Consider the following 23,642-nt stretch of genomic DNA (forward strand, 5'->3'; position numbering starts at 1 on the left):
GCCAATGTCATTGCTTTTCACTATCGCTATCTAACACCCAGCATAATGGTTGAAAACACCAAACGATCGGGGGTATATATCCAGCCGGGGATCATAACACGTAACCAGTTCATCATCGGTTTCTTCAATCATTTCTTGACTCCATGGTGGTGTGGTTTCCCCGGGATCGCTCGTGCCGGTGGGCATACGGATGCCGTATAACCGGCGTGTTTCACCATCTACAATATCTGTCAATTGCATGCCGAGACGTAAACTTTCAAGAAGGCGTTGATGAACATTCTGTGAGATTAGCTTTCTAGCTTCTTCATATTGATGGTGCTGAAGTAACCAGAAATATTTTTCTTCCAACTCTGCTCTCTCCGCAATTTCTCCTTGCTCGAAGTACTCCATAGCCCCTGTGATGTAATTTAAAAATTGCACCGGATGTTCACTCGTAAAGTACAGCAATCGTTTAAATTCTCTTACAGCATACCTCGTCGCTTCCTGAGGAGCATAATCAGCACTTAAATAAGTCGAATCCGCGTATTTGGTCAAGTACCGATGCTGGACAAATTCAGGGGGCACAGCATAAGGGTCTGTTTCTATCGGTATCGGCACATAAGGAGTGGTGACGGCTCCTGTGACGGCGAGCCACAATGTTTGCAGTCGATCAGGTACGCTAGGCCGGATGTGAGCCACCTGACCGTAACCGGCACGATCGTTTGACCAACGCGGGTCACGCACAAGCGCCAGCATGTCTTCGAGGCTAACCGGCGTTTGGCCCATGACCTCTGCTTCTCTTTCCGGAGGAACACGCACAGAAACAAAATGATTTTCTTGCATGCTCACCCCTTCCCCCTCAAAAGGCTCTCCATACACATCCTGCAAGTTTAAATAATCAGGATGATCTGTTTCAGGATTCCACCATCCTTGCTCTCTTGCAAACGAAACGATATTATCTGACCCCATATAGTTGTCATTACCTTCAAAATCAACAGGGAAATTATGAATATAACCGGGATACGACACACGCACTTCATCCGGCCCTAATCGCTCCGCTGCCCACAGTCCTTGGCCGCCCGCGTACTCGATCACCACCCAGCCTTCCTGTTTATCCGCAAAGAGATGAGAGTTCCCTCCATAGGTGGAATATCCATAAGTGTTAATAAGCCCTCCAATAATTTCAACAGCTTCTCGAGCAGTCCTGGCACGTTCCATGGCGATACGGGCAAGATCACTATAATTCGGTCCTTGCTGCGGTTCCAACGTCATCTCTACTAATTCGGGACGGGAATTAGACCAAATGTCACGCCCACCTACCCCATACTCATTTAATCCTCCATTCGTTAAGGGAGGAGGAAACCCTTCGAATTCCGAATACGATGAACTAATAAATTTGTTTGTATAGGATGCTTGCGGAATGTCGATCAGTCTGCCGGGAATATTGGCTTCCTCCGTTACGCCGACCTGCGTTGTCGCTCCTTCCGGATGATGCTGACCCGGAACAATATCGATCCAATGACTGGAAGGTTCATGACCAAACCCACCAAGTAATGTAGAACCGTCTTTTGTTAATTGATTTCCTACATAGAAACCAATGCTCATAAAAAAAACACCCCTCTGACAGCCATATCAATTTACGTTATGCCCATCAACCGTTCATTATGTTTCCACACTCAAAGAGTAAAAGCCTGAAAAGAAAGCGGACAAACCACCCCGCTGGTTGGTTATTTAGTTCACATTATTTGTGTATAACATATGACATTTTCAGCAAAAAAATTCGACATTAGTTGCATTATTGAGTATAATCAAGACTTGTATATATAATTTACGGTTATTAATGAAAAATATTGGTAATCCGAGACGGAAGGAGTCTTCAACATGCAAGTAAACATGTACATGAACGGTGAGTGGCAAATGCCGGCGAAGGATCGCCTTGCATCCCTCATCAATCCGGCTGACGGCACATCTATCGGTACGACTGCAATGGCAACGGCAAGGGATGCTAAAAACGCCATCGGCGCAGCCAACAACGCATACGATGAATGGTCGGCATTGCCCCCGTCGGAACGAGCGGATTATTTATATCAAATCGCCCATCAATTGGAAAAACGAAAAGAAGAGATATCGAAATGGGAAACGAGAAATAATGGAAAGCCGCTTCGCGAGACCTCCGCAGATGTTGAAACCGCAAGCGAATGTTTTCGCTATTATGCAGGGCTCATTTCTTCCACCGACGGCTATACATTCACGAGCGGAACGGAAATACAGGGACTCGTTACTTATGAACCCATCGGTGTATGTGGATTAATTATTCCCTGGAACCACCCTATTCTCATTACCGCTTGGAAAATAGCCCCGGCTTTAGCTGCAGGCAATACAATTGTCCTTAAACCTTCGGAATATACGCCGATCAGCGCGTACATGCTGTATGAAATCTTCGATCAAGTTGGTTTGCCAAAAGGTGTTGCAAACCTCGTTCCCGGCGGAGGGGATGAAGTGGGCGCCACGATGACGAACAGTACGGCGATTGATAAAGTATCCTTTACAGGCGGCACAGAGACCGGCAAAAAGATCATGGCTGCTGCTGCCAACAATATTACGAATGTGACTCTGGAATTGGGTGGAAAATCTCCGGTCATCGTTTTCGCTGATGCGGATATTGAGCATGCTGTCGACCATGCGCTATATGCCATTTATTTCGGCAGCGGGCAAGTGTGCTCGGCAGGTTCAAGAATTCTGGTAGAAGAAAGTGCCTATGAGAAATTTGTCGATCATTTTGTCGCACGAGCGAAACAAATCCGTGTTGGCCCCGGAGAACACGAGCAGACAGAGATGGGTCCGTTGTACACGGAATCCCATATGAACAACGTGCTCGCAGACATTAAACGCGGAGAGGAAGAAGGGGCTACGTTGCGATGCGGCGGAAACCGGATGCACGGCGAAGGTTTAGATCATGGTTTTTTTGTTGCCCCTACCGTCTTTACCGATGTAAATGAAGACATGTCGATCGTGCAAGAAGAAATCTTCGGCCCCGTCGTTGTCATCCAGAAATTCACGCATGAAAAGGAAGCGGTCTCGCTTGCAAATAAGACGAAATACGGGCTGGCGGCAGCTGTGTTCACCGGCGACAGTGCAAAGGGAATGCGAGTCATTCGCGGAGTGAAAGCCGGTTTAACAGGGATTAACACTTACGGCATGGGAGATGTAAAGGCGCCTTGGGGTGGTCCTAAAATGAGCGGGATTGGCAGAAGCCTAGGACCGGACGGTTTAAAGGAATTTCAAGAGGCAAAACAAATTAACGTAGCACTTTACAACGAAAAACTCGGATGGTTCGCAAATTAAGGAGAGACTTCTTAATGAATTTTGAATTCATGTTTCCAACAAAGGTCGTGATGGAAAAGGGAATTCGGAAGCGGATTTCACAGTACATTGCAGACTTACAACTAGAAAAACCCCTGATTATCAGTGATCATGGCATTGGCGAAGCCGGTATGCTCCATGATGTAATCGAAGATCTCGGGCAAAATCATATTCGGACGTCAATATATCTAGACGTAAAGCCTAATCCAAAGGATAACGATTGCCATCACTGTGCACAAGAGATCGATGGCAAAGGCATTGACGGCATTATAGCGCTTGGGGGCGGGAGTGTCATCGATACTGCAAAAGCAGTCAGCATCCTCGCAACAAATGGGGGAACAATCAAGGATTATGAAGGCGTAAATGTTGCTGAGAAACCCCCTTTGCCGCTCGTCTGTATCCCTACAACAGCTGGAACCGGAAGCGAGGTCACCTCTTGGGCAGTTGTTACGGACACAAAGCAGCAATATAAAATGGCCATTGGGGATGAAAGAATGATTCCGAAGCTCGCTCTCCTTGATGCTGAGCTATTAGTTTCGTTACCGCCTGCGATTGCCGCAAGCACAGGACTGGATGCCCTCACCCATGCCATTGAAGCTTATACATGCAAAGCAGCCAACCCCATATCTGACGCTTTAGCCTTATATTCGATTACGTTAATAAGTAACCACTTGTCCGATTCCATCAATCTGGGAAACATTGAACACAAAGAACAAATGCTAGTGGCAAGTCTCGTAGCGGGGGCAGCATTTGGCAACGCGGATACCGCTGCTGTCCATTGTCTATCTGAAGCCATAGGCGGGCGTTATGATACTCCCCATGGAGAAGCAAACGCCATGTTTCTGCCATTCGTCTTTGAGTATAACAAAGCCGCAGACATAAAAAGACATGCAGATGTTGCGCGGGCGATGGGAGTTGGCATTCATAAATCAGATGAAGAGGCTGCCAACAGATGTGTAGCCAAGCTGTTTCAATGGAATGAGGCGCTGAACATCCCTCGCTTCCACGAAGTTCCACAACTCAACGAAGCAGACCTTGCCGATTTGGCAACGCGCGCTTTCCAAAACTATTCCAATGACGATAACGTAAGACACATGGAGCCGGAAGATTACCTTTTCATCTTGCAAACAGCATTTAATAATCACCGCTAATGGAGGTGTTTAGTATGAAAAATAAACAGGAGTTGTATAAGGCAATCACAGAAAAAACGGAACAAATGGATGATCCGGAATTTGTATCCGGTCCATCACTAAATAAAAAAGATGCCATTGCCATTGCGGTCATCGCATTGATAAGTGTGATCAGTTTAGTATGGGGCATTCTAATATAGGGGGAATTATCGTTGTATGAGTAAACAAGCGAAAAAAAGAGCAATCGATAGTGAAGTCTATTACGGGACAGTGCCATTAGGAAAAGAAGATAAAATATACGGATTCTGGGATATCTTTTTAATTACAGGTGGGTGGGCAATTGCCACATGGGCGTATGTCCAAGGTGGACAAATTGCAACCATGATTGGTTTAGAAGAAGCGGTGACGAACACGTTCTTTGGCATGACGCTGGCAGGACTGTTTCTTTGCCTTTGTGTCCTGATTACAACACGATATGGCATTGACATATGGATGTATCAAAAGGCATTGTTTGGCTACTTTGGCCTCGTCATCTTTGCAGTCATAATTCTTGCAAGCCAACTTGGCTATGATGTGATCAACGCCGAAGTGTATGCCAGTTCAATAATGAAAGTGTTCGCCGAATTTGGGATCACGATTCCTGAATACTTAACGCCATATATCGCTACGACTTGTGTCATATTCGGTGCATGGATTGCCCTTCGCGGCCCTATCGCAGTACGAACAGCTACGCGCATTATGGTTCCTTGTCTTATGGCGCTCGGTGTGTTTATTATCATCACCGTGTTTCGTAACTTTTCACTTCAAGAATTGCTGAATGTTGAGCCTTTATACGAAGCTGAATATGGCAGTGGCCTCGCGAATTACATGGTCGTATTAGAATGGAACATTGCTTTTATATTTGCTTGGTTTGCCTCAATAGGTGTCCTATCCAGGCTTGTCAAAACAGAACGCTCCGCATACTGGGGGCACGTTGGCGGTTTCTCCATTGTGATGGCCTCCTTTACGGTCATTGGTGTATTAACAGCGCTGGCTATGCTGCTTGCCACAGGTGTAGAGAGCGTTGATCCAACGGATTGGCTACTTGAACTTGGCGGTCCGGTGTTAGGTTTGTTGGCGATACTATTTGTCGCCGTTGCCAACGTAACGACGGTTGCTGTATCGCTGTATGGGATATCGATCAGTACCAAAGTATTAAAACCCGAATTAAGCTTCAGCAAAGTTGTCATCTTTTGGTCAGCATGGGTTGTACTCCTGCTATTCTGGGGCGGCATTTGGGAGTATTATAGCGTTTTTCTCGCCCTCGTCGGTGCTACATCAGGATCAGTGGTTGCTTTAATCGTTGTCGACTTTTTTATCGTTCGCAGACAGAAAATATCCATGAAAGACTTGTACCGAATTGGCGGCAGAAACGCCTACCGCTATACAGGCGGTTTCAACCTCGTGGCGATTCTCTCGTTTATTGCGGGGGTTATCGGTTACCTGTGGGTATATGAACCGATTGAAGCCGTGCCGCGAAACGATATCTTTTTATATACGACGGCAACGGGATTTTCCATGATCATCAGTGGTCTCACTTACTTATTGCTCAGCATGATTAAACCTTTGAATGATTACTTAAGAAAAGACAAGAAGAGGGGGAAATAACACTCATCCGATCAACTTCAAAGACAGCGAAGGAGAGAAAAGATGGGGAATGGAGTAAAACTACAACGCAAACTAGGTTTTTTCAGTGTTTTCGTCATCGGGTTGTCCTTATTAACACCCGCCACAGTCTTTACGATATTCGGAATCGCATCTCAGAATACGAATGGCCACGTCCCTGCCGTGTATTTGTTTTCAGTGATTGCAATATTATTCACGGTGTTAAGTTATACACATATGGTCAAGGTGTTCCCGCGCTCAGGTTCCGCCTATACGTATGTCCAGCAAACGTTTCACCCAAATTTAGGGTTTCTCGTCGGTTGGGGAGCGCTCCTCGATTATCTGTTTTTGCCAATGGTGTATGTATTAAGTGTTGCGATCTATATGGTTCCCTTGTACCCCAATGTGCCTGAGTGGGTATGGATTGTTGGCACACTGGCTATCATTACGCTCAGCAATATATTCAGCGTGAAGGTTGCCGTATCTTTCAGTACAATCTTAATTGCTTTGCAAGTGCTCATCGCTGGTATATTTATCGCATTGCTCATCAATTTCTATGTGGTAAACGAAGGGGCAGCAACACTTTTCTCGTTAGCGCCTTTCTATACGGAGGAGTTCACACTTACAAATGTGTTTGCAGGGTCGGTCATTCTTGCCTATACTTTTGTCGGCTTTGATGCCATCAGCACATTAGCTGAAGAAACGATTGAACCTAAGAAAAATATACCGCGGGCAATGATTGCTCTTGTTCTCTTTCTAGGTGTGCTGTATACGACCATTACGTATTTCATGCAGCGCGCTTTTCCCGATGTGACTGTATTTGCCACACCAGATTCGGCAGTTGTGGAAATTGCCATTCAAGTCGGGGGAATGTTCTTTAACGCTGTGTTCACGGGCATCGTAATTGCTGCAACATTCGTTGGTGGGATCGCAGCTCAGATGGGGACATCGCGTCTATTATACGCAATGGGAAGAGACAACGTATTTCCGAAGAAAATCTTTGGTTATTTGCATCCGAAAAGTCACATTCCGATCTTTAACATTTTGGCAACAGGCGTTGCCAGCCTTCCGGCAATCTTCATAACGCTGGATACGGCCTCTTCGGTCATCAGTTTTGGCGCTTTCACAGCGTTTACATCCGTAAATCTTTGCGTGATTTACTACTTTCTCGTGAAACGTAAACGAAAAGATGGCAAAGCGTTGATTTTGTTTGGCCTCTTTCCCAGTATCGGGATTGCCTTTCTTGCGGTCATGTGGTACAACATTGAACCGCTTGCCCTTACGCTCGGCATCGCCTGGAATTTACTTGGCGTCTGTTTCCTCATTTATATCACTCGTGGCTTCAAAAAAACTGCGCCATCACTTGATTTTAATCCTGAAGAAACGACGAAGAAGGTGAAAAAATATGACGACAGCGTTCATTTGGGATGAGTCTTTCGGTCATGCGCACGATATTGGTTACCAATCATTTACGTTTACCGACACGTCGATTCCTTCAGATGTTGAGTTTGAAAATCCCAGGCGTCTTCAGCTTGCGTATGACATCTTCAGTCACACGGAACTATTGAATAAAATGCCTCAATACCAGGTGCTTAAGGCTGAAATGCCAGACTTACTGCGCGTTCATTCGGAAGAAATGATTAACAAAGTCATTCGGGCGAGCAGGCAAAATGATATCATAGAAGTTGGCGAATCGGCATTGGCGGGACCAGGATCTTTTGAATCCGCCCAACGTTCGGCCGGCGGTGCAATGAAAGCTGTTGAAGTACTGTTCACAGAGCCTGACATCGAACAATCCTATGCATTCATTCGGCCTCCCGGACATCACGCCGGCAAAGATCAATCCATGGGCTTTTGTCTCTTTAATAATGTCGCGGTAGCCGCAGAATACAGTAGAAAACAATACGGAACCGAAAAAATTTTGATTGTCGATTGGGATGTGCATCACGGCAATGGCACACAAGAGATCTATTATGAAGATCCAAACACATGCTTCATTTCCATCCATCAAGAACACAACTACCCCACTACGGGAGGAGATATCTCGGAAACGGGTGCAGACCGTGGCAAAGGCTATAATGTCAATATTCCATTGCCGCCAGGTTGTAGTGACCAAGAATATTGCACGGTATTGGAAGAGATCATAGGCCCAATTGCCCGATCTTTTCAACCTGCGCTGATCTTGCTATCAGCAGGACAAGACGCAAATCTCTACGATCCTCTAGGGAGAATGATGGTGACAAGAGCAGGTTATCGCAAGATGGCGCAATGGTTGCGACGGCTGGCATCAAACGTATGCCATAACAAACTTGCCGTCATCCAAGAAGGTGGATACAGCCTACCTTATGCTCCTATTGCAACACTCGGTTTAGCAGAGGGATTGCTCGATTATACAAGTCCGATCACATTTACGATTGAAGAAGGAAAACCGTCCAATCATTTTTCACCACCTATTGATGGCATCATACAAAATGTCCAAGCCATGTTCCCCCATCTATTTGGACTTCGATAGGGGCAATGGTACAATGAAGCTATCTGTCAACCTGAAAAACAACTGAACAACATACTTGTAACGTTTCCCGCTTTTAGCTAGCGGCGAACGCACATGACTACGGAGGAGCGAGAGCTTATGACAAAGGAATACAGTTTACAACAGTTAAAGAACATCGACAGAGACATGATCTTACATCCCCAGTCAACACCAAAAGAAGTTTCCACAAACGGACCAAGCATGATCTTCTCTAAAGGGGAAGGCATTCGTTTCACTGATATGAAAGGCAATACTTACATTGATGGCGTTTCTATGTTGTGGAACGTGAACCTTGGCCATGGCAACAAGGAATTAGCGCAAGCTTCCTATGACCAGATGTCAGAGATGGCTTATGGTTCCCAGTTCTACGGCAATAGCAACGAGCCTGCCATCCGCCTTGCCGAAAAAATCGTCGATAAAGCCCCGGGAGATTTGAATTCTGTCTTCTACACATCGGGTGGATCGGAATCGAACGATTCAGCCTTTAAATTCGCTCGTTTTTACTGGCAACTCAAGGGCTATGAAAATAAGAAAATCATTATTTCCTTGAAATGGGGATATCATGGAGTGACAATCTCTACACAGCGGGCTACCGGCATTAAAGAGTTCCGTGCCTTCTCAGGCTCATCAGATCCTTACATCTATAATGCCGCCCCGCACTTAACAGCCGCTGAACAAGGGGATCGTTCACACCCGGATTACGAAAACAGTATTCGCGGTTTGATTGAAAAGCACGGCAGTAACAATGTGGCCGCGGTCATCATTGAACCCATTCAGGGTGCCGGCGGCGTACACATCGCTCCGGACGGCTACCTTGAAGCTGTCAAAACGCTTTGTGAAGACAATAAAGTGCTATTTATTTCCGACGAAGTCATTTGTGGATTCGGCCGTACCGGAAAGCACTTTGGCGTAGACCACTGGGGCATGGTTCCGGATATGATTACATTTGCCAAAGGCGTGACGAGTGGTTATTTCCCACTAGGCGGTGTCATCCTCAGCGACGAAATAAAGAAAACCATCGATACGTATGACCAAGATATTCCCCATGGCTTCACTTACAGTGGACATCCAACAGCGTGTGCCGTTGGGCTGAAGAATCTTGAAATCATCGATAGAGATGACCTAACTGCACATGCGGCTGAAATGGGTGTGCGCTTGCAGCAAGGATTCGACGAGCTCGAGAAAAAACATTCGACGTTCACTCATTCCCGTACCGTTGGCCTGCTTGGCGCCTTTGAACTTATGCGCGATCGGGAAAATGAGGTACCATTCAAAAATCATGAAAACGAAAGCATCGCAGGAGATTTCGTGAATGAAGGCAGCAAACGCGGCTTACTCATCCGCTCCTTTGATTACGAGGAAGGCATGAATATCCTCGCAGTCGCACCGCCGATCATCATAACAAAAGAAGAAATAGACGAGGTTCTCTCCATATTAGATGACACGCTCTCGTTTATAGAAAAGAAATGGCTCGCACTTTAAACCATATGTTCGCTGGGGAATCACTCAGCGAACATTTTAATTATAAAGCCTACTGAGCAAGTAAATTTCGCTTTCGTTCTTGTTTGAAAAGAGGTCATTATTGTTAGGGATAACTTAAACATTCACCATGACGGGCCGTCCGAGCGATGGAGCAAGTTCAACAAAAGGCATGGCCACCGATTTTTCTTTTATTATATGCCGAAGCATACCTCTTGATGAACCCGATCGAGATCTTTTTCTCCATCTTGCACCGCCGATGGTTGAAATGGGCAGTTTCCATTTCCAGGAGGCATTCACACTGTTGCTATAACACCAGCAGGTAAGGAGATTTAATATATTTTACTAGGATCCCCAGAAATTCTGCTGCATCAGCCATCCAAAATCTGGTGATCAAATGCCAGACTGAACGGAACGAACGTTCTTGATCTTTTCCACTTGACCATCGTCGCCAAGATCCAGTTCCTCTTGAAGGGCACCGACGCCTAAAATACCTGTTTCATTGCTGCTTAGGATAGGCGTGAAATATTCAATGCTGCTCGCACCCATATTTGTGATTGTGAAGGTTGATCCAGACAGCAGATCGCTCCCAGCTTTACCTTTTGAGCAGCGGTTGTTACATCTTCCATTGCCTGTGCAAGGTTTCAATAGTCTTCTGTTCAGCGTTTTTGACGACAGGGACGACCAGACCTTCATCAAGTGCCGTAGCAATGCCGAGATGCACCTCATCGAACTCAGATAGATGTCCGTCCTAATAAATGGCGTTCATTTTCCGGTAGTCTCTAAGTGCGAGGACTGCTGCTCTCGCAATCATGACGGTTAAACTGATTTTTACGTCGAGTTCTGCTTCCCCAGCCTCATTTCGCAGTGTTTTCTAGAAATCTATAAGCTGGTTGACCCGTGTTTTACGATGGAGCGTCAATTGCGCTGTCTGATCCTGGCTGTTACGCATGTTTTGAGCGATGGCCTTGCGCATCGGACTCAAACCTTCGCCAATAACCTAAGAACTGGCTTCATTTCTGGTGGATGTGATCGGTTCACGTTCAGAGGTTTGCAGTTTAGTCATCTCAAATAAGGTGTCGGTCGTTTCATAGTCGACTTGTTCCAGTTCGCTTATCGGTGGTATGAAAGGTGTACTACCGGTTGCCAGGATGACATCTTTCGCTTCAATCTTCTCCTCTCCGATGGTTACTGTATTGTTTTTGTCAACGGCAGCTTCGCCCTCAAATACGGTAATGCCATTATTCTTTAGAAGGTGCTGCACGCCACCCGTAAGCGTTTTTACAATCTTATCTTTTCGCTCGCGAAGTTTATCAAAATTGATGTGGGGTTCGTTAGTTTCGATCCCCCAGTCGTTGGCCTGTCTAATTTTCCTGACCGTATCACTATACTGTAGGTAAGTCTTAGATGAAATACAGCCCACATTCAGGTAGATTCCGCCTACTTTGTGTTTTTCAACAATCGCTACTTTCTCTCCAAGCTGAGCAGCGCGAATGGCTGAAACATAGCCGCCGGGGCCAGTGCCGATAACAACGACATCGAATATTTGCATATATCCCGATCACTTATATGAATTTTTTGAATGTTTTCTATATCATCATAGTAAAGTCGAAACTGATATTAAATTTTCACACTTTTATGCGAGGAATTTCTTGTTTTATAGGTTTATTCTGCCATTTCGGGAGACATGTGAGCAAGAGCATATTCATATTTTGGGCAGATTGTACTTCGTGACAACGATGCTGGCTCTACCCCATATAGGTAGGATAAATAAACAGAACCAAATTAACTGTCACTTTCAGCACATCCTGCTTTGACATACTCTAGAAACGATGGGTCCACTTCTATTCCCAATTCTTTTAATGCTGCCACCAAAGCCCCTGTAACAGGTGGAACCTCAGGTATCGTAAACGAATGAGCATCACGAACATTTTCATGAAACCCCTTTTGAATAGCAGGAAGCAACCAATCAGAACGTTGATACACACCTCCAGTCAAGCTTACTCGGACATTCTGATTTCTTTCTTGTAATAGCAATCGTTTTGAAAGAGTTTGAATCGCATGAGCAGTTTCACTACCGGCATTACTGATAATATTTTTCGCAACGTCGTCTTCGCGATCAGCTGCTTCGATGACAATTTTACTTATTGGGGCAATGACCTCTTGGGGTTTACCTACCTCATAGATGTGACCTAATAGTTCAGGTGGGCTATTTCGGTCGAAATACTGTAAAATAACATCCGTCAATTGCGTAAGAGGGCCACTGCCGTCATAAGCATGGAAGACAGCTTGTACCGCTTCTCGACCGATTGCAAAACCACTTCCCGGGTCCCCTAGCAAATACCCCCAACCGCCGACGCTGCCTCTTTCACTATGTTCATTAATACCAAATGTAATCGAACCCGTACCCGCGATATTGACGACCCCAGGCTCGCCCAATGTTCCTGAATACAGGGCATTGATGGCATCATGATCGATATAAACTTTCGTATTCGTTGAAAAGAAAGGGGAAACCATTTTTCTTATATTCAGCTTCATCTCTTCTCTGCCTACACCTGCCATGCCAATAAACACAGCATCCAAGTTGTCAAAAGCTATTTTGTTCTGCCTTTTCAAAGCAGCAAAAAGACTCTGAAATTCATTGCGGATAATATCGTAATCGATACTATTGGGGTTCGTTGCGCCAACAGTATCTTGTGCAAAAATTTTACCATTATCCGCACAGAGTACGCCTGTTGTTTTCGTTCCACCACCATCGATGCCTAATACAAAAATAGAAAAGCCCTCCACTTTTTCATCTCCTGTTTCACAGGCTCATACTGTCATAATTTCGATGCTTTCACTATAGCTTAAGGCATATTAGCCAGCAAATACACTATCCTTGTTACTCAGGATTGGGCTATCGGCGCTTCACCAATAGCCCTTTTGTATTTATCCACTTCCGGGCATACAACTAAGATATTTATTGCAATGATCAACTTCCATAGAGAAACACTTATGCTATTCCCACTGCTCTATTAGTTGCTCAGACTGGGAATGGAGATCGTCATACGCTTCTTCAGAAATCAATTCATTGTCTAACTGATGCTCTAGCAAATCTTGAAATCCTCCTATATGTTGAATGACAGTATCTCCATCTTCTTGGTTTTCGTATTGGCTAACAGCTCTTAAGTGTAACTGCATGTCATGGACTGCATCATCATCTATAATATCACCGCTTTCCTCTAAATCCGTCACTACGCCTTGAATATCTTCCGTGCTGATAGGATCGCTTGGGTGCGGTGGGTATAATAAATACTGATTTCGTACATCTTCAATCCAGGTGTTCAGATCCCCTTTCCAGGTAGCGATGATGTCTTCAGCTTCTGCACCGTCGCTTAACATTTCTTGCGCTTCTTTAGAACCGATTAATTCATTGTAATCATCATCCAATTCGTATTTATCAGGATCTTGATCACGCATGGCTGTAGCAAGCTCAAGACCGAGTTGAACAACTTCAATAGCACTTTCATTCTCGATGTGAACTTGCACACCTCCAACAATCTCTCCTTCGTACATATCATACATAGGATCGAAATACGCCGGACGGAAAGAAACACCTTCTATGTCCCTTTGCTCCATTTCCTCTGCTAATTCTTCCGCATCAATCCATGGAGCGCCCACAAGCTCAAATGGACGTGTCGTTCCCAAACCATCAGATAAAGTTGAATTCGCAACAAGAATGGTTCCAGTATAAAGTGTTGCAGAATCAGGCGTTGGGATATTCGGAGAAGTCATTACCCACGGAAGTCCTGTGTCTTCAAAATGCATGTCGCGCTCCCATCCGTCCATTTCAGCAACTTTCAAATCAATATTAAGGTCGTGTTCATCCTTCCACATAGTGGCTAACTCCCCTGCTGTCATACCATGGCGTACGGGAAGCAAAAAGTCTCCCATAAAGCTAACCGATTCCTGTTCTCGTACCGGACCTTCTACATGTTCTCCGCCAATGGCATTTGGGCGGTCAAGAACGATAACACTTTTATCATGTTCAGCTGCTGCTTCCATAATGAACCCGAGCGTATAAATATACGTATAAACATTGGAACCAATGTCTTGAATGTCATAAATCAATACATCTACATCTTCCAGCATTTCTTCAGTAGGCTCCCAAGTAGGGCCATACAAACTATAAACAGGCAAACCCGTCCTTTCATCCGTATAGGATTCAACATATTCTCCAGCTTCCTGATTACCACGAATGCCATGTTCAGGACCATATAGGGCCGTCAAGTCTACATCTGGATGTTCATACAATAGATCAATTGTACTGTTCAAATCTCGGTCCACTCCGGTCATATTGGTAGCCAAGCCGACGCGTTTTCCTTCGATCCAATCAAGATGGTCATCTAGAAAAACTTCAACTCCTGGCTTTACTTGTACAGAATCCTCTTCTTGCTCGCCGTCTCCTCCTTCTGCTAATACGGTAGTCGCTCCTACAAGAACACCAATTAATACGATTAGAAATAGTGACGTTGGAATCGAGGGCCACGATCGCTTAAACATCATTGCACTCCTCCTTGTTTATTAGAAGCGTTTTTGCACACAAAAATGCTGCTCAGAACCACGTGGTTCCTTACACCTCCTCCCTTTTTGCTACCAGTAAATGTCCAATCAAGCTCATTATTTATCATCTCTATAGATTATGAATCTTAAGTTGAATAATTATATTGAAAATATTGGATATTATTTTTCCTCGTTCTCTTTCACTTCTAAATCCGACACATCATTCTAATAGTTGCTTAATTAATCCTAAACTGCGGTAGATTTTCTTTATGAGCCTCTAACATCTCGTCTAAAATTTCTTTTGCGATATTATCAGATGGTACCAGAGGATTGATGGTCATTGCCAAAAGTGCAGTATGGTAGTCACCTGTTACTGCAGCTTCGGAAGCCACTCGTTCAAAGGATTTGATCTGTTGAACCAAACCACGAACAGCTACGGGAAGGTCGCCAATGGCAACAGGCTTTGGTCCTGCTTTTGTAATGACACAGTTAACTTCTATGGCTGATTCATTAGGTATACTAGCAATTGCTCCATTATTACGTGTATTTACAGGCTGAATATCCCCTTTGTCGTTGTAAATGGAATAAATGAGATTACATGCAGCTTCACTATAGTATGCCCCGCCTCGCTGCTCAAGTTGCTCAGGCTTTTCGGCAAGGTCCTTGTTTTCATAAAGTTTAAAGAGTTCTTTTTCAACTTCTTTCACAACTTCTGCCCTTGTTCCTTTTTCATGAGCTGCTGATTTTTCTTCTTCCAACATCTCTTTTGTTTTGTAGTAGTAACGATGATACGGACAGGGAAGAATGCCTAGCCCCTTGATAAAATCACGATCCCATTCGAAACCTGCACTCATTCTTTGCGTATTTTCGGGGGTGGTCACCGCTTCAAGCGCTTTCTCTTTAATCGATTCGCCGTCCAATTTAATATCTAACCCAAACACCATGTGATTCAGACCAGCAAAGTCTACACTAATATGTTCTCCATCGACATCTAATGCTTTAGCTACACCTATTTTCATGCCAATCGGTACGTTACAAAGACCGACAACTTTATCGTGAGAGGTGTAACGCAAAACAGCTTCTGTGACCATGCCGGCTGGATTTGTAAAATCGATTAACCAAGCATCCGGGCACAGTCTTTTCATATCAGAAACAATATCTAAAATGACAGGAATCGTCCGAAGCCCTTTCATGAGCCCACCAGGACCATTCGTTTCTTGGCCAATCACGTTATATTTTAGGGGGATGCTTTCATCTTTTGCCCTTGCCTCAAGTAAACCGACACGAAATTGTGTCATAACAAAATCAGCATCCTCTAATGCTTCTTCTCGATTGAAAGTTAGATGCACTTTCATATCTATTCCTGATTTCTCAACCATCCGTTGAACAAGTTTTCCAACCGTTTGCAGCTTGTATTCTCCTTCTTTAATATCAACCAACCACAGTTCCTGAATCGGTAGTTCTGCGTGCCTCTTGATAATACCTTCGACAAGCTCTGGTGTGTAACTCGAACCGCCTCCAATGGTTGCGACTTTTAACCCTTTGGTCATATCATTTACACCTCTTTATTTTCTAATTTTTCATGAAGATGAATGATCTCTTTGGCCAAATCTTTTGTTGTCATTGCATTCATCAGGTGGTCTTGAGCATGGATCATAAGCAAGTTTATTTCGATATTCTCATCCCCTTGAGCCTCACTTTGAATTAAAGTGGTTTGAATAGAATGAGCTTGGTTTATGGCTTTCTCACACTTATCAAGTTTTTGACAAGCGGTTTTAAATTGGTGCTCTCTTGCAGCGGCCATCGCCTCCATGGCTAAACTCTTCCCCTCGCCCCCATGTAATATTAATTGCATGGCTGTCTGCTCTGTGTTTCCTGCCTCACTCATAGACACTCCTCCGTGTTAAACACTTTCTTCGTTTGACTTTGATTCCTTTTTTTCAGCTTCTTGCTCTTCTCTCAGCCTTGATCGATCAATGATTTTAAAGAACCCAAAGTAAATGGCAACGCCTACTAGGATATTGACAAACTGTATGACTGCCCCTGATATTTGCCCTCCTGTGGCCAGATAGCCTGATATGATAGGAGGCATCGTAAATGGCATTGCGATTCCAGCTGGTTTGGCCACCAGACCTGTTGACATGGTAACAAACGTTATTGTTGTTATCGCTAAGGGTGTAAGAATGAAAGGGATGATTATCAAAGGGTTTAATACAATCGGCACTCCGAAAAGTAATGGTTCATTGACACCAAACAGCGAAGGACCGATGTTAAGACGACCCATCTGCTTCATTTGCGCACTCTTTGCGAGTAAAACCATCAAAATAACAAGAGCGATGGTGGCCCCTGATCCTCCAGTATTTACAAATAATGTTATAAACTCTGGGGTAACAACATTTGGAATTTCTTCACCTGCTGCGAAAGCTTGTTGGTTTTCCCCAAGTTGAGTATACCAAACGGGCGACATAACCCCCGAAACAGTAATGGCTCCATGAATGCCAATAGCCCAGAGCGCCTGTTGAAACAAGATGGCGATCATTGTTCCAATATAGCCACCTCCAGCTAAAGTTAAGGGCGCGCCCACAATTGAATAAATTAATTCATGTATATCGCCAAAAATGGTTTGCTCAATCAAAAGCCTAACCAGCCAAACGAGGACAATGACTATAAACGCAGGAACCAATGCCATAAAGGATTTGGAAACTGCTGGTGGCACCCCTTCCGGCATCTTAAACGTAAAATTCTTTTGTATAATGAAACGATAAATTTCTGTTGAAAACAGGGCTATGATTATGGCGACAAATAAGCCTTCGGGCCCTATCAATTCAACCGGAATCCCCCCTTCTACCATTATAGGATCAGCTTCTTCGTTTGGCACAAATTCCACTTCGTAAGGTGTAGCCAATAAAAAAGCAGCCACTGATAAGACTCCAGCTGATATGGCATCCACATCATATTTTTCTGCGAGGCGATAAGCAATGCCAAAGGCAGCAATAAGTGCTATAATATCAAAAGTGGCACTAACTGGATATTGAAGAGCGGTATCCCAATTTTCGCCAAAGACACTGGTCATGAATGCCTCATAACCAGGGATAGGGAGATTCAGCAAGATAAGAAAGATAGAACCGATAATAATAATGGGTAATACTAAAACGATCCCATCACGGATAGAGACTAAATGCTTTTGATTCGATAGTTTTCTAGCCATTGGCATAATTTTGTTATCAAGGGTATCAGTAAAATTAGCCATGATTATCACCTAACACCAGTGCTTCAGCTGTTTTTAACACTTCTGGACCGTTTGCCATTCCGTAGTGCTGCGGATTAATCATATCAACAGGAATATTTTTCTTTTCACCTGTTTTCTTAACATCGGCAAGCATATATCGTGCTTGAGGTCCAAGCAATACAGCATCAGCTTTATCAATATCACTAGATAGGTCTCTTCCTGAGACTGCCCATATGTTGTAGTCTTTATCTTGTTCCTTTGCACTTTTTTCCATTTTGCTGACTAATAGACTCGTTGACATGCCTGTTGCACATACTAACAAAATGTTCATGATGCATTTACTCTCCTTTTAATTAGTGTTACATACATTTTAAAAGGAAAGCGCTTTCAATTACATATAGATTTTTTCCAAAACGCTGCGGAAAAAAATTAATCCGACGATATTTTCGGGAAAAATGCAACATGTAGTTCATGAAATGTATTTGCGTTCGCCGCCGTTTTTACTCGAAATGGGGTCTCAATAAAATCGGTTAATATCTGATACATGTCTTGTAAATTTTCCATTTTATCTTTAGCAATGTTTAACAAACAAATAACCTGCACCGGATCTCCCGACCAATTTATTGGGTTCTTCAGAGTACAGACGGTCCAAAATGTTTCCTCTGTTACCGGTTCAAGGGGATGTGGTATAGCAATTAAATTATCAAAAGCTGTCGAAACAATATTTTCTCTTTCTAGTACGTTTTCATAGAAATGAGAAGGGACTAAATTTTTTTTGATTAATTGATCACATAAAAACTTCAAAACATCCTCTTTATCATCAAATGTTTTTTGCAAAAAGGTAAGGGAAGGGTATAAATATGAGTCACCTACACTTTCTCCCTGTCTTTTTTCCATTTCGTCTTCTATCTTCAGTAAATCCTTTTTTTCCATGATTGTATTGATGTTGACAACCGGGACCGGAAGATCCATTTGAATAGGAACGGTACTCACAATAAAATCAAGAGTCCTAAGATGATACTGTTTTATATTGAAACGTTCGGTGACTCCAACAATTTCCAAATCGTTTCCAAATATTCTAATAAGCTTATTGCGAATAAGTTGGGCACTGCCAACCCCAGATGCACATACAATGAGACACTTTTTCGTTGAGTTGCTATAAGTTTGATTTCTCTCGATTGCTGATTGTATATGGAGGGCAATATAACCGACTTCATGTTCATTAATTTCAATATTTAGCTGTTCTTTTAAAACTAAAGACCCTTCCAAGGCAATTTCAAAAGCCCACGAATATTTGGTCTTAATTTGCTTTAATATAGGGTTTTTCATATTCATATGGTATTTATAACGGTTTATTGCTGGCTTCATATGAAGGGCTAAATGCAGGAATAATTCTTCATCTTTTAACGGGTTAAAGTCCAGAGAACTTGAAATTTTTCTTAGCATTCTATAGGTCAATGCCTTGGTGTTTTCATCGATATAATAAGTGGCTTCCTGACTATCGGGATTGATCCCCACTAATTTAGTTCCCCTCAAATGAATAGCTATATATGCCACTTCTTCCTCGGATAAAAGAACATCGAATTCTTTTTCTACTTCCAAGGAGATTTCTTTAGCCACTAGATATTCTTGATGATTACGTATCTTTTCCATCTCCATATAGGGAAAATCAACCAAGTGTTCTTTCTTTATCCTGGATATGGTTATAACAATGTGCGTCGCTAAATTTTGGAATCCAATATCAGACATATTAATGAAATTGCAATCAATTATTTGCAAAATAATTCTTTTTACAATGGATAAATCTTTTGTTTTGATAAAACCTTCTTTGGTACCTACTTCAAATTGTTCACTGTAATTTGAAATAAAAAAGCGAATCCGTGCCTCATCGCCGTCAATTTTTATTCCATGATATGGTTTGCTTATAATTCCAAGGCTTGCTTCCTTGAAGATCTCTTTAGCCCGCTGTAAAACAAGCAATAATGTTCCACGGCTGATGAACATTTCATCTGCCAGATCATCAACTTTGCGAAAGTCTTTGGTGAAAAGTAAAGTTCTAATGAGATAGTCCACGCGCTCTTTAGGAGTGGAAACATTTTCTCTGACAAATGCTCGTTCATCGTTCAATAATTGTTGAAACTTAGGGTTATTTTGAATTTCTAGTCTAATACCTTCACCACGATTTATATATAACTTTGCTCCGCCTGACTCCAAAAGGGGTCGAAGAGCATGAAGGTCATTTCGAATTGTTCGACTAGATACAAACAATCGCTTTGAAAGCATACTGCTGGTTACAGGCATCGATTCATTTTGCAAAATATCAAGAATATCGAGATGCCGCTCCTTCACTATTAATCACTACCTTTAGAAATATTCATGTCCCAGATTTCGCGGGGATCCACCCAGGGACATAAAACTGATGCGTGACAAGAATAAAGATGGACGCTTCTTTACAAAGCTTTTCGATGGTTTCATCTAATGGCGATTGCAGCTCTCATTGCACGCGATAGACGGTGACCGGCGGAGGTGGTGCTTCCCTTTTTTTCGGGCGTCCGCGCTTCTCGCGTTTCCCCGGACGCTCGTCACGGCGGACGCTACTACGGCTTTTTTCATTCATAATATCTAAATCTATTTTGTCATCGTCAACAATAATTCCATATTATAACTCCTTTCGATTTGTTTTCTCAACCTAGCAACAAGTCGAGCTTGCCTTCCAATTCGCCGGAGGAACTTTTAACGTGATTTGAGATTTTTAGTTAATTATTTATTAAAACGCTATTACTATTTACATTTAACTCACCTACCATCCCGGAGTCCACCGTCAGCCAACGATTCGACTAAAACGTGCCCGGAAAATCATCCAATAGCACATAAAAATTGCCCTGTGAGCATCCGCGGATCTCCGCCCGACGCTCACGATAGTGTTGTTCATGCGGTAGTTATAGCGGACTTCGCTAAGCTGGGATCCGAATACGAGATCGCTCAATAGATTCGGATCTTTCGCAATGAACGCGCACATTATATATTTCGGGCTGCTTCTAGATAAAATTCAAACTTTGTGGCTGCATCATCAAGTGAACCAAGTGCAAAATAATCATCCTCAGTTTTTCCAACACAACCAATTAGTGGTGATGATAAAAACTCTAACATATCCTGTATTTCCTTAATTTTAGGCGACTTTTCAAAATCTGATTTATGTTTCAATAATTGATAAATATCTCGTGAGGATAACAATCCCTTAGTTTCAGCATCCGTACTTTCATCTGATAGACATTTTAAGATATTTTGAAAAAGTATACGATTCTCTATCATCAACTTTCTGTCACTCTCGATAAGTGATAGATTTACCTTGCCCGCTTCAGAAAACAATTTCTTATACGCTTCAAATTGCAATGGCACATCGATATGCCATCTAATCAGTTGTTCGAGCGATTTAACATCAAATAATACTACACCATGATTTTTAGCACGTTCAAAAATTCGTTGACCCTTAAATTCATAACCTACTATTATTGAAAAATGTGCATTATGTGTCTTTTTATGTTCTAGTAATGTATCAAAGTCAATTGGCCCATCACTAATAACACCGTTTTTGGCTGTTTTAGCATCAACAGCGACTGTGTATGTGAATTGAGGGGCTGTTGGTGCTTTTATCAATACATCAGTCTCCCCTCGATCTCCTAACAACTCAGATTCAAAGCCCAAGTAGGAAAAAGCATTCCAAATTGCTTTCTCAAATCTTTGATGATTGTCCGAGTCATACGAAGATTGTCTCAATTCAGTCAAAAGTTCGCCTAAATCAATTTTATTTAAAGAATTTATACTAGTTTCTTTTTCATGACTACTTATACTCTTGGATTGTTGAGTTTTAACTTTAGTAAGGAGTTTTTTTCCACGTTCCGTCAAAGTGAATGTGTTGTTTTTTGAATGTTGAATGAGCTTTGCACCTTTTAAGATATTAATTCGTTTTCGCGCCCCATCGACATTTTCATTTGGTAAACCATAAGATACAACACCGATTGAGGGTAAGTTTTTTGTAGAAAGGCTGCTCTTTTGAAGTTCTTGTAAAATCTCTAAAAAAAAGAGAAATCTATTATGTAGACAACAAATGAGATTTAATTGAAAGTCATCTGTTATAAGTTGCTTCCCTAATAAAGTGGTTTCATAATGAGTTTTGGATATTTTTTCAATTAAATTAGCATTGGTCAAAGTTGATAATACACTTCCAACTGAAGAAGCATTAATTGAATAAGTTTTTTGAGAATAATTGATTATGGACTCTTTGGAAATTGGCTGTTGCATCAGCTGTAAATATCCATTTATTGTTTGATGAATATTATGGTTGTTTCCAGGAATATAACCAATCGATGGCATTCGTGACTGAAGTTCATGTTCTGATAAATCGCATAATCTCAACGCCCAATCTGAAACTTGTAATTTTTCTTCATCAATCGTCTCATCAGTATTTATGCTTAAAATTTCAGGGTTAACAGGGGGAGCTACTGATAATAACTTTTCTCCTAATGTTGATATACAATATTGATTTAAATGATCCTTAAATTCAACTAATTGAAGATCTCGAAGCCATGAAAGGCGGTCATGGATTTGTGCCTTCCCTTTCCAACTTAAAAAATAATAGTTATTTGCAATTTCTAAAAGTTCTTTAGTAGTATTTGCACGTTGAATAAGAGCATTCAATAATTCCGAAATAAATCTAATATTTGCATTCAGATATAATGCAAGATATAAGTCATCCTTATGTTCTAACCAATATAGAGCTTCATCTGCTATTTCCCAATTACTCCCTGGTGCATTTTGATACACCAAACCAGTAGGTCTTAATGTTATACATAATTCTTCAAGTGATTTTCTAGAGTCACTTCCTGGTATTGTGATGATAGAACCCTTTGGTGTTCGGATTTGTACTGCATGTAATATTTTAGCAAGAGATTCTGGATACCCTTGATTTGAGCGAGGTATTCTGGGAATTGCAAAAACTTTTGCACTCCACTCTCTAGACTTTGGGGGTTGAAACGGGAGTATATTATGCATGACTGTAACACCCTCCTTTGAATAGTTTAACATATTGTTAATACTGTAATTGATGTTATCAATTATCTTATTATTACAATATCATAATAATATGCAAGTAGTAAATATTTAAAAATAAATAATTCAATGAATTATCATTGTTCATTATATTTCATTGCTTATTAATAAACACCGACCGTGCACCTTATTATATATTTTCCTAAAAAAGGATGGAACTATCCAAACTAAGATCAGACCGTCTAATGAATGAAGTCATATAACATAATAATGAGGATCGTAAAAATGATTAAGTTTTCATTTAATTGAGGTTTTTTGTTTGAGGACGTTTCATTAAAAACTACTCCACCCCCTCATCATGCGTGTAACACTCAGCTCTTCAATAATATCCAATGACTCATACCCATCTTCTCAGCTTGGATGCCCAACAGGTTGATCATGTATCTCTGTTTACCCTATCGAAACGGGCAATTCCGATGACAAAATCTCCGAATGTATCGCTTTTCAGCCCTTGTTAAAAATAAGCATTATTGTTGTTTACTTATAGTTACATAACATATTTATTGTAAACAACTTAATTGATTATTCGGGTACACCAAGCTATTGTTTCATCAAGAATATGATCTGTAACAACGGACCCGTTCCAAAGCTTCTTTGTTCATCAATCATTCCCCCGTCCTTCGACATTTTCCTG

At 42.3% G+C, this 23,642-nt stretch carries 18 protein-coding genes and 2 pseudogenes; 7 read left to right on the forward strand and 13 right to left on the reverse strand.

Features of this window, described 5'->3' with window-relative positions; genetic code table 11:
- Nucleotides 1-30 precede the first annotated feature (30 nt).
- Entirely contained in the window at nt 31-1,584 is a 1,554-nt protein-coding gene (locus HUG20_RS11075; protein WP_200084752.1) for a C69 family dipeptidase, read from the reverse strand.
- Between the two features lie 276 nt (nt 1,585-1,860).
- On the opposite strand from HUG20_RS11075, the gene HUG20_RS11080 reads away from it, so the two are divergent.
- From HUG20_RS11080 to HUG20_RS11110, 7 genes are all read left to right on the forward strand, one after another.
- Nucleotides 1,861-3,324, forward strand: a complete 1,464-nt coding sequence (locus tag HUG20_RS11080; RefSeq protein ID WP_246476389.1) for an aldehyde dehydrogenase family protein — start codon at nt 1,861-1,863, stop codon at nt 3,322-3,324.
- Between the two features lie 14 nt (nt 3,325-3,338).
- Nucleotides 3,339-4,493 (forward strand): iron-containing alcohol dehydrogenase, encoded by a 1,155-nt coding sequence (locus HUG20_RS11085; protein WP_200084753.1) that lies wholly within the window; start codon nt 3,339-3,341, stop codon nt 4,491-4,493.
- 14 nt (nt 4,494-4,507) lie between these two features.
- On the forward strand, nt 4,508-4,672 hold the full coding sequence (locus HUG20_RS11090; protein ID WP_200084754.1) for a hypothetical protein: 165 nt from the start codon (nt 4,508-4,510) through the stop codon (nt 4,670-4,672).
- A gap of 16 nt (nt 4,673-4,688) precedes the next feature.
- Nucleotides 4,689-6,119, forward strand: a complete 1,431-nt coding sequence (locus HUG20_RS11095) for a cytosine permease (protein ID WP_200084755.1) — start codon at nt 4,689-4,691, stop codon at nt 6,117-6,119.
- Between the two features lie 42 nt (nt 6,120-6,161).
- Nucleotides 6,162-7,547, forward strand: a complete 1,386-nt coding sequence (locus HUG20_RS11100) for an APC family permease (RefSeq protein WP_200084756.1) — start codon at nt 6,162-6,164, stop codon at nt 7,545-7,547.
- Entirely contained in the window at nt 7,522-8,628 is a 1,107-nt protein-coding gene (locus tag HUG20_RS11105; protein ID WP_200084757.1) for an arginase family protein, read from the forward strand. Before HUG20_RS11100 ends, HUG20_RS11105 begins: the two co-directional genes overlap by 26 nt.
- Nucleotides 8,629-8,745: 117 nt before the next feature.
- Nucleotides 8,746-10,128 (forward strand): aminotransferase family protein, encoded by a 1,383-nt coding sequence (locus HUG20_RS11110; protein ID WP_200084758.1) that lies wholly within the window; start codon nt 8,746-8,748, stop codon nt 10,126-10,128.
- A gap of 390 nt (nt 10,129-10,518) precedes the next feature.
- Here the strand turns inward: HUG20_RS11110 and HUG20_RS19175 are convergent, their stop codons facing one another.
- The 12 genes and pseudogenes from HUG20_RS19175 to HUG20_RS11160 all read right to left on the reverse strand — a co-directional run bounded on the left by HUG20_RS19175 (nt 10,519) and on the right by HUG20_RS11160 (nt 22,951).
- On the reverse strand, nt 10,519-10,836 hold the full coding sequence (locus HUG20_RS19175; RefSeq protein WP_281392395.1) for a 2-oxo acid dehydrogenase subunit E2: 318 nt from the start codon (nt 10,834-10,836) through the stop codon (nt 10,519-10,521).
- A pseudogene (locus tag HUG20_RS19520) lies at nt 10,742-11,101 on the reverse strand (2-oxo acid dehydrogenase subunit E2). Before HUG20_RS19520 ends, HUG20_RS19175 begins: the two are co-directional and overlap by 95 nt.
- 24 nt (nt 11,102-11,125) lie before the next feature.
- A complete protein-coding gene (locus tag HUG20_RS11120) occupies nt 11,126-11,677 on the reverse strand; it encodes an FAD-dependent oxidoreductase (RefSeq protein WP_200084759.1) in 552 nt (183 codons plus the stop codon).
- A 233-nt stretch (nt 11,678-11,910) separates the two neighbouring features.
- Nucleotides 11,911-12,915, reverse strand: coding sequence for an N-acetylglucosamine kinase (locus HUG20_RS11125; RefSeq protein WP_200084760.1), 1,005 nt, complete (start codon nt 12,913-12,915; stop codon nt 11,911-11,913).
- A gap of 210 nt (nt 12,916-13,125) precedes the next feature.
- Nucleotides 13,126-14,670: an exo-beta-N-acetylmuramidase NamZ family protein gene (locus tag HUG20_RS11130; RefSeq protein ID WP_211199984.1), complete on the reverse strand. Its 1,545-nt coding sequence runs from the start codon at nt 14,668-14,670 to the stop codon at nt 13,126-13,128.
- Between the two features lie 236 nt (nt 14,671-14,906).
- Nucleotides 14,907-16,220 (reverse strand): 6-phospho-beta-glucosidase, encoded by a 1,314-nt coding sequence (locus HUG20_RS11135; protein WP_200084762.1) that lies wholly within the window; start codon nt 16,218-16,220, stop codon nt 14,907-14,909.
- A 5-nt stretch (nt 16,221-16,225) separates the two neighbouring features.
- Nucleotides 16,226-16,558: a PTS lactose/cellobiose transporter subunit IIA gene (locus HUG20_RS11140; RefSeq protein ID WP_200084763.1), complete on the reverse strand. Its 333-nt coding sequence runs from the start codon at nt 16,556-16,558 to the stop codon at nt 16,226-16,228.
- A 15-nt stretch (nt 16,559-16,573) separates the two neighbouring features.
- Nucleotides 16,574-17,920, reverse strand: coding sequence for a PTS cellobiose transporter subunit IIC (gene celB / locus HUG20_RS11145; RefSeq protein WP_200084764.1), 1,347 nt, complete (start codon nt 17,918-17,920; stop codon nt 16,574-16,576).
- Nucleotides 17,913-18,230, reverse strand: coding sequence for a PTS sugar transporter subunit IIB (locus tag HUG20_RS11150; protein ID WP_200084765.1), 318 nt, complete (start codon nt 18,228-18,230; stop codon nt 17,913-17,915). The genes celB and HUG20_RS11150 overlap by 8 nt, the downstream gene beginning before the upstream one ends.
- Nucleotides 18,231-18,328: 98 nt before the next feature.
- A complete protein-coding gene (locus tag HUG20_RS11155) occupies nt 18,329-20,248 on the reverse strand; it encodes a BglG family transcription antiterminator (protein WP_200084766.1) in 1,920 nt (639 codons plus the stop codon).
- 70 nt (nt 20,249-20,318) lie between these two features.
- Nucleotides 20,319-20,495, reverse strand: a pseudogene (locus tag HUG20_RS19985) (IS1634 family transposase); the annotation flags it as partial.
- Between the two features lie 422 nt (nt 20,496-20,917).
- A complete protein-coding gene (locus HUG20_RS11160) occupies nt 20,918-22,951 on the reverse strand; it encodes a hypothetical protein (protein WP_200084767.1) in 2,034 nt (677 codons plus the stop codon).
- Nucleotides 22,952-23,642: the final 691 nt, after the last annotated feature.

This window comes from Salicibibacter cibi, assembly GCF_016495865.1.
GTDB classification, from domain to species: Bacteria; Bacillota; Bacilli; order Bacillales; family Marinococcaceae; genus Salicibibacter; species Salicibibacter cibi.

What these genes read in the sequence shown, in the direction of transcription:
- HUG20_RS11075 (WP_200084752.1), bottom strand. Translation starts at nt 1,584, where the DNA reads ATGAGCATTGGTTTCTATGTAGGAAATCAATTAACAAAAGACGGTTCT.
- HUG20_RS11080 (WP_246476389.1), top strand. Translation starts at nt 1,861, where the DNA reads ATGCAAGTAAACATGTACATGAACGGTGAGTGGCAAATGCCGGCGAAG.
- HUG20_RS11085 (WP_200084753.1), top strand. Translation starts at nt 3,339, where the DNA reads ATGAATTTTGAATTCATGTTTCCAACAAAGGTCGTGATGGAAAAGGGA.
- HUG20_RS11090 (WP_200084754.1), top strand. Translation starts at nt 4,508, where the DNA reads ATGAAAAATAAACAGGAGTTGTATAAGGCAATCACAGAAAAAACGGAA.
- HUG20_RS11095 (WP_200084755.1), top strand. Translation starts at nt 4,689, where the DNA reads ATGAGTAAACAAGCGAAAAAAAGAGCAATCGATAGTGAAGTCTATTAC.
- HUG20_RS11100 (WP_200084756.1), top strand. Translation starts at nt 6,162, where the DNA reads ATGGGGAATGGAGTAAAACTACAACGCAAACTAGGTTTTTTCAGTGTT.
- HUG20_RS11105 (WP_200084757.1), top strand. Translation starts at nt 7,522, where the DNA reads ATGACGACAGCGTTCATTTGGGATGAGTCTTTCGGTCATGCGCACGAT.
- HUG20_RS11110 (WP_200084758.1), top strand. Translation starts at nt 8,746, where the DNA reads ATGACAAAGGAATACAGTTTACAACAGTTAAAGAACATCGACAGAGAC.
- HUG20_RS11120 (WP_200084759.1), bottom strand. Translation starts at nt 11,677, where the DNA reads ATGCAAATATTCGATGTCGTTGTTATCGGCACTGGCCCCGGCGGCTAT.
- HUG20_RS11130 (WP_211199984.1), bottom strand. Translation starts at nt 14,670, where the DNA reads ATGTTTAAGCGATCGTGGCCCTCGATTCCAACGTCACTATTTCTAATC.
- HUG20_RS11135 (WP_200084762.1), bottom strand. Translation starts at nt 16,220, where the DNA reads ATGACCAAAGGGTTAAAAGTCGCAACCATTGGAGGCGGTTCGAGTTAC.
- HUG20_RS11140 (WP_200084763.1), bottom strand. Translation starts at nt 16,558, where the DNA reads ATGAGTGAGGCAGGAAACACAGAGCAGACAGCCATGCAATTAATATTA.
- celB (WP_200084764.1), bottom strand. Translation starts at nt 17,920, where the DNA reads ATGGCTAATTTTACTGATACCCTTGATAACAAAATTATGCCAATGGCT.
- HUG20_RS11150 (WP_200084765.1), bottom strand. Translation starts at nt 18,230, where the DNA reads ATGAACATTTTGTTAGTATGTGCAACAGGCATGTCAACGAGTCTATTA.
- HUG20_RS11160 (WP_200084767.1), bottom strand. Translation starts at nt 22,951, where the DNA reads ATGCATAATATACTCCCGTTTCAACCCCCAAAGTCTAGAGAGTGGAGT.